The organism is Ruixingdingia sedimenti (genome assembly GCF_031432425.1).
In the GTDB taxonomy this organism is placed as follows: domain Bacteria; phylum Pseudomonadota; class Alphaproteobacteria; order Rhodobacterales; family Rhodobacteraceae; genus Ruixingdingia; species Ruixingdingia sedimenti.
The window spans coordinates 1-5,676 of the sequence record NZ_JAVKPH010000079.1; the positions used below are offsets into that span (position 1 = coordinate 1).

A 5,676-nucleotide genomic window follows, 5' to 3' on the forward strand; every position below is an offset into this window, starting at 1 on the left:
GCGCCAGCACACCCAGCACGAGGCCGAGAGATGCGGCCCCCTGCCCGGTATGCAGCATGTAGATGGTTTCAGATATCTGTTCCCACATCGTCAGCTCGGCCCAGGCCAGAAGCTCACCCGTCCCCTGATCGAGATAGCCGGTGCCGCGATCCGTCTTCAGAGTGAAGGCGTCCGTGGCGTCGCCAGGATAGGGAAAGCTCAGCTCGCGCAACTCCGTGACAGCAATCACGGAGAGCGGCTCCATCGCAGCAAGCGAGACCCCGGTGCTGCCGCTGACCTCTGTCGGAAAGGTCGGCGGTGCAGCTCCATCCGGCAGAAGATCGAAGGTCGAGGCGGCCATCCACAGTGCAGTCGCCGAGGACAAAACCAGCCCGGCGACCGCCACGCGGGCGATCCCGGTATGGATGCGGCTCGACGCCGGCCCGCGTAAAGGGGCGAACCAGCGCCGCCAGCCGCCCATGCGCCGCGCGACCAGCATCGCGCCGGAGACCGACAGGATCAGCATCGCCACGGCGCCAATGGCCATGGTGATACGACCGGCATCGCCCAGGAACAGCGAACGGTGAAGGTTGGTCAACCAGCGTTTGACCGGATCGGGATCGGCGCTGGCGATGCCCTTGCCGGTCGCCGGGTCGATGACCGCCGCGCCGGGCGTGCCGTCGTCGAACCAGAACGCGGTGATCCGGCCCGACGGCGCGCGCCGGATCTGCTCCACCCCCGGATAGGCAGCCAGGATACGTCCTGCGAGATCGGCGACGGTCAGCCCGGCCTCGACCTGCGGCGTGGAAAGCCGCTCGGCCGCGGGAAAGACCGAGAGCGCCGCGCCGCTCAACGCAAGGGTCATGACGAGAATGAGGGCCAGCAGACCCGGCCAGCGATGCAGCGTGCGGATCATGGCGTTGCCTCACATGTCGTAGCGGAGGCTGGCGACATACCTGCGGCCGGGCGCAGGCTTTCCCGCTCCTGCCGTCGTCAGCGGCACGGCGATGTCGTTCGGGCTGTCGCGCATGTCCTCCACGGCGGCGTCGACATGCAGCGTATAGCCCGCATCGAACAGCGCATCGGCAAGGTCGAGGGTGATTTCGAGTGACCGGCCCGCGCCGACACTGGCGCCGGTGATGCCGTCGACCTGCGCCAGGTCGCCGCCGGTGGCGCGATACCAGTCGCTGAGATGTTCGTAATATTTCGACTTGCCGCCGGCCATCCACAGGGTTCCGGCATACGCCCCCTGCGCATCGGTGACGTAGAGGACGAGATAGGCACCATCGCCACCGTACGTGTTCAGGGTGGTGGTGAGGGTAACCGGCCGGGCCATGGCAAGGCTGGGCGCCACCAAGGCCGAAGTCAGCGCGAGTGCTGCAAGGATGGATTTCATGACTCTGCTCTCTTCTGCCTGATATATCAGTTCACCCGCACAACGGGCGGGGTGCCGTTCTGGAACAGCGGATTGGAGGGGGGTGCCGACGGAGCGACGGTGGGTGCATTGCCGCGATCCCGCTCGCGGATCTGCTGGCCATCCCTGTGGCGCAATTTGACGACCTGCAACGTCGCGGGATCCAGTTTGGCCTTGATGCGACGGCCCTGGGCATCGCGTCCCTTGACCTCCCAGCAGCCGTCATCCGCCTCGATCTTCTCAACATGCCAACCGAGGCCGGTTACCGCCTGCATTACCGCTTCGCGTGGTTGCCAGGCCCCGTGCCCCACATGGCAGTCGTCACCTGCCATCGCCCCCGCCGCAGGCAATACCGCGAGAGCGGCTACGGCGATCAATAGAGTTTTCATGGTTCGAATGTCCTTTACGATCATCTCGGGGGCACTTTCCTGGCTATGGCCGAGGCGAACGCCCGTGTGGAAAGAGGTCCACCTCGATGATGAGGTGGACCCTTGCAGCCATCAGTTGCGCTTCTCGGGCTTGGTGCCGTCGCTCCAGCGTTTGACCTTGCCGTCGATCACCTCGAGCGTTCCGGGATCGACGGTCATCTTCAGGCTGTTGCCGCCCTGGTCGATGACGTTCAGTTCGTAGCAGCCGTCGTCGAGTTCCATTTTCGAGATGGTCCAACCGAACTCGTCGGTCACTTGAATGAGAGCTTCCCACGATTGCATGTTCTCGGTCGGAACGTTGCATTTCTCACCAGCGAACGCGGCCCCGGCGGGGATCGCGAGGGCCAATGCGGTGGCGGTCAGGATGGTTTTCATGGCTATGCTCCTCAGCCTTGGTTGCCTGATGAAACCAATCTGGAGGGGGCGGCTGACGTGATCCTGATCGCCGCGGAAAACCTGCGTCAGCTTCTCGTCAGCCTGCCGCGACGAACCGCAGCGGTTGCACAAAACAAACAGGCCCCGCCAAACAGGCGGGGCCAGAACAGCGGGAATACGTAACGATCAGGTCACGTCATTTGTGCCGGGAGGGCGCTTTCGGCCCGTGACCATGGCACGGGGCAGGTTCTCCCGATGGCGCCATGAGGTGACGGCCACACCCCCAACATGCAAGGCCACGAGAACCAGAGCCATGTTGGCCAGCATTTCATGCACCTCCTTCAAGGTCCTGTCCCCTCTGACTTCCCGGTTTCCGTGCTCGCCCGCAACCGTCACGGCCCGGGCTTCCTCGATCGATTGTTCGAGCAGCCAGCCGCTCAGCGCGGTGCCGGAAAGCGTGACCATGAGTGCCACGATCATCGCGGCGCCGGCCGGGTTGTGCCCGAGATGGCGTCGCTCGCGCCCGTGCAGCATGTCCCCGAGATAGGCCAGCGTCGCGGCGGGGCCACGCACGAATTGCGTGAAACGGGCATGGCGGCTGCCAACGAAACCCCAGATCAGGCGAATGGCAAGCAACGCCGCCACCGCGTAACCGGCCGCCTCGTGAAGCGGCTGCACCTCGTCCGCCGCGAGCCATGCCACTGCAAAGGCGGCAACCAGACCCCAGTGAGAGCTGCGCACCAACGGATCCCAGACCAGCACCGTGCGCGTAGTATCGGCGACGTCCTGAATGCCGTCACCCTTCATCATCTCAGTCATGTTTGTGCTCTCTGCCCTCACGGGAGCGCCGATCATCTCCGTCCTTGTATTCGATCTCGATCACCTGAAGCGTGCCGGGATCGACCGTCACCTCGATGCGGCGTCCTTCCCGGTCTGTGCCTTTTATCTCGTAGCAGCCGTCGTCGATTTTGATGCGCCGCACCACCCATCCGTTTTCTTCCGCGAGCCGCACTACCGCGCTTCTTGGCTGCCAATCTGCCAGCGGCACGGCACAGTCGTCGCCGGCAAGTGCAGCCCCGGACGGAAGGGCCGCGAGAAAGGTCAGAATTGTCAGCGATCTCTTCATGGACCACACTCCGTATAACGGCCATTGGATGACATTCTGCGCCACGAACCTGACGGGATGCTGAAGCCCGGGGCGTCCCGCCATCAGCTTTGCGTCAGCCTGGATCGCCATAATGGCCAGAGGCAAACGAGTAGGAAGATCATGCGGATCCTGCTGATCGAGGATGATACCGTTCTGGGTGCCGCCGTGCGGGACCAGATCGCCGCGGGTGGCCAGTCGGTGGATTGGGTCACGCGTCTGGACGCGGCCGGCGATGCGATGGCCGGCACCGGCTATGATCTGGTATTGCTGGACCTCATGCTGCCCGACGGACGCGGCATCACCTTCCTTCGGTCGCTGCGCACCAGCGGCGACGTGACGCCGGTGATCATCCTGACCGCGCTGGACCAGATTTCGGACCGGATCGAAGGTTTGAACGCCGGTGCCGACGACTATCTGGTGAAGCCCTTCGATCTGGCCGAGCTTTCCGCGCGGATCGGCTCGGTCGCGCGGCGCTATAGCGGCAATCCCAACCCGATCATCGTCCACGGCGCGCTTGCCGTCGACCTTGCCTCGCGCAGCATCCGCCGCGACGGCCGGCCGGTGCAGCTCACCGCACGTGAATGGGCACTGTTCGAGGCGTTCCTCACCCGCCCGGGGCATCTTCTGTCCAAGGCACAGCTTGAGGAAAAGCTTTATGCCTTCGATACGGAGGTGGAAAGCAACACTATCGAGGTCCATGTCAGCCGGCTGCGCAAGAAGCTGGGCGCCGAGGTGATCGAGACCGAGCGCGGGTTGGGCTACCGGCTAGGTTCGCCATGACGATGCCACGCAGCCTTCAGATGCGGTTGGGGGTGTCGCTGGGTATCCTTCTGACGCTTCTGTGGATCGCGGCCGCCGCCGTCACGGCGGTCATGCTGCGGCACGAGATGGACAGGATCTTCGACTCGTCGCTACAGGAGGCGGCGCAGCGCCTGCTGCCGCTGGCCGCTGTCGAGATCGTCGGACGTGAGGAGGAAGGTGTGACACAACACCTTGCCGACCTGCGCGACCACGACGAATTCCTCACCTATATCGTGCGCGATGACGAAGGGCGAATTCTTCTGCAATCGCATGAGGCCGATCCCGCCATCTTCCCTGAATGGGACGGGCCGGGCTTTCGCACGACCGCAACCCATCGCCTGTATGGCGAGGACGCCCTCCAAGGCACGATCCGCCTCACGGTCGCCGAGCCGCTTGCCCATCGCGCGGCGGCGGCACGCGATGTCTGGGCGGGCCTGGGGTTGCCGTTGCTGGTATTCATCCCTGCCGCACTGTTGGCGATCGTATTGACTGTCCGCTCGGGTCTGGCCCCGTTGCGCCGCTACCGCGACCGGCTGGCCGCGCGTTCGCCGCGCGACCTCGCCCCCGTCGCCTGCGACGATCTTCCCGTCGAGGCCGCCCCGGTGGGGGCGGCGATCAATGTGCTTCTGGCGCAACTCAAATCCACATTCGAGGCCGAACGCACCTTCGCCGCCAACGCAGCGCATGAATTGCGAACACCGCTGGCAGGCGCAATCGCGCAGGCCCAGCGGATACAGGTAGAAACGAAAGATACCGGTGCCGGCCACAGGGCCGCCGAGATCGAGGCTTCTCTGAAGCGGCTGGCCCGGATCGCGGAACGGCTTCTGCAACTGGCCCGAGCAGAAGGCGGGCGGTTACGGCTCGATCACCTATCCGATCTTCGCATCACTGCCCGTCTGGTCGTGGACGATATCGAGAGGACAGCACCGAACCGGATCGTGCTCGCCCTGCCGGAGCACCCGGTAATGTCCGACCTCGACCCCGATGCGTTTGGCATCATCGGCCGCAACCTCATTGAGAACGCCCTGCGGCACGGCGCATCCGACAAACCGATCGAGGTCAGCCTCAGTGAGGACGGCACGTTCCGCGTCGCCAATGACGGCCCCGTCGTGCCCGCCGAGGCGCTTGGCCGGCTGACCCGTCGTTTCGAGAGGGGGGCAGCCAAAACGGAAGGCAGCGGGCTTGGCCTTGCCATCGTCGCCGGCATTGCGGACCGGATTTCGTCAAAGCTCACCTTGCAATCGCCGAGGCCGGGAAGCTCATCCGGCTTTGAAGCGGCGGTGGTCCTGCCAACAGCTTCGCGGCAACCAACATCGTCTCGCTAGGCGAACGTAGTCTTTCGTTGAGTCGATAACCGATCAACGGATCTGAAAACTATCCTGCTGCCTGTGTCTGCCAGAACAGGATGCATCTGCATATAAGAGGCGCAGAATGTTGATCTCGAAAGGACAAAATCTAGGTCATGTTGACAAATGGCGGAGCCAGAGGCGGATCGACGTGATGTCGATGAAGCCCAGGAAGCTTTCGGCGGT

8 protein-coding genes are annotated in these 5,676 nt (G+C 64.2%); 2 read left to right on the forward strand and 6 right to left on the reverse strand.

All coding sequences use genetic code 11. The features are described from left to right. The 6 genes from RGD00_RS22855 to RGD00_RS22880 form a co-directional block, all read right to left on the reverse strand. Positions 1-895 (reverse strand): PepSY-associated TM helix domain-containing protein (locus tag RGD00_RS22855; protein WP_310459550.1); only part of this gene is annotated, 895 nt, incomplete at its 3' end. Between the two features lie 9 nt (positions 896-904). Then, the gene (locus RGD00_RS22860; RefSeq protein WP_062562798.1) at positions 905-1,375 is read right to left on the reverse strand and encodes a DUF2271 domain-containing protein; all 471 of its coding nucleotides are present in this window, start codon (positions 1,373-1,375) and stop codon (positions 905-907) included. Positions 1,376-1,401: 26 nt separating this feature from the next. Beyond that, positions 1,402-1,806 (reverse strand): PepSY domain-containing protein, encoded by a 405-nt coding sequence (locus RGD00_RS22865; protein ID WP_233352083.1) that lies wholly within the window; start codon positions 1,804-1,806, stop codon positions 1,402-1,404. Between the two features lie 87 nt (positions 1,807-1,893). Further along, the gene (locus RGD00_RS22870) at positions 1,894-2,196 is read right to left on the reverse strand and encodes a PepSY domain-containing protein (RefSeq protein ID WP_062562796.1); all 303 of its coding nucleotides are present in this window, start codon (positions 2,194-2,196) and stop codon (positions 1,894-1,896) included. Positions 2,197-2,382: 186 nt separating this feature from the next. After that, positions 2,383-3,015 carry a cytochrome b/b6 domain-containing protein gene (locus tag RGD00_RS22875; RefSeq protein ID WP_205293978.1) on the reverse strand — a complete coding sequence of 211 codons (633 nt, stop codon included), beginning with the start codon at positions 3,013-3,015 and terminating at the stop codon, positions 2,383-2,385. Continuing rightward, entirely contained in the window at positions 3,008-3,322 is a 315-nt protein-coding gene (locus RGD00_RS22880) for a PepSY domain-containing protein (protein WP_062563333.1), read from the reverse strand. Before RGD00_RS22880 ends, RGD00_RS22875 begins: the two co-directional genes overlap by 8 nt. A 141-nt stretch (positions 3,323-3,463) precedes the next feature. Here RGD00_RS22880 and RGD00_RS22885 point away from each other — a divergent pair, with 141 nt between their 5' ends. Beyond that, positions 3,464-4,123 carry a response regulator transcription factor gene (locus RGD00_RS22885; RefSeq protein ID WP_062562794.1) on the forward strand — a complete coding sequence of 220 codons (660 nt, stop codon included), beginning with the start codon at positions 3,464-3,466 and terminating at the stop codon, positions 4,121-4,123. Continuing rightward, the gene (locus tag RGD00_RS22890; protein ID WP_205293979.1) at positions 4,120-5,469 is read left to right on the forward strand and encodes an ATP-binding protein; all 1,350 of its coding nucleotides are present in this window, start codon (positions 4,120-4,122) and stop codon (positions 5,467-5,469) included. Before RGD00_RS22885 ends, RGD00_RS22890 begins: the two co-directional genes overlap by 4 nt. Positions 5,470-5,676 lie beyond the last annotated feature (207 nt).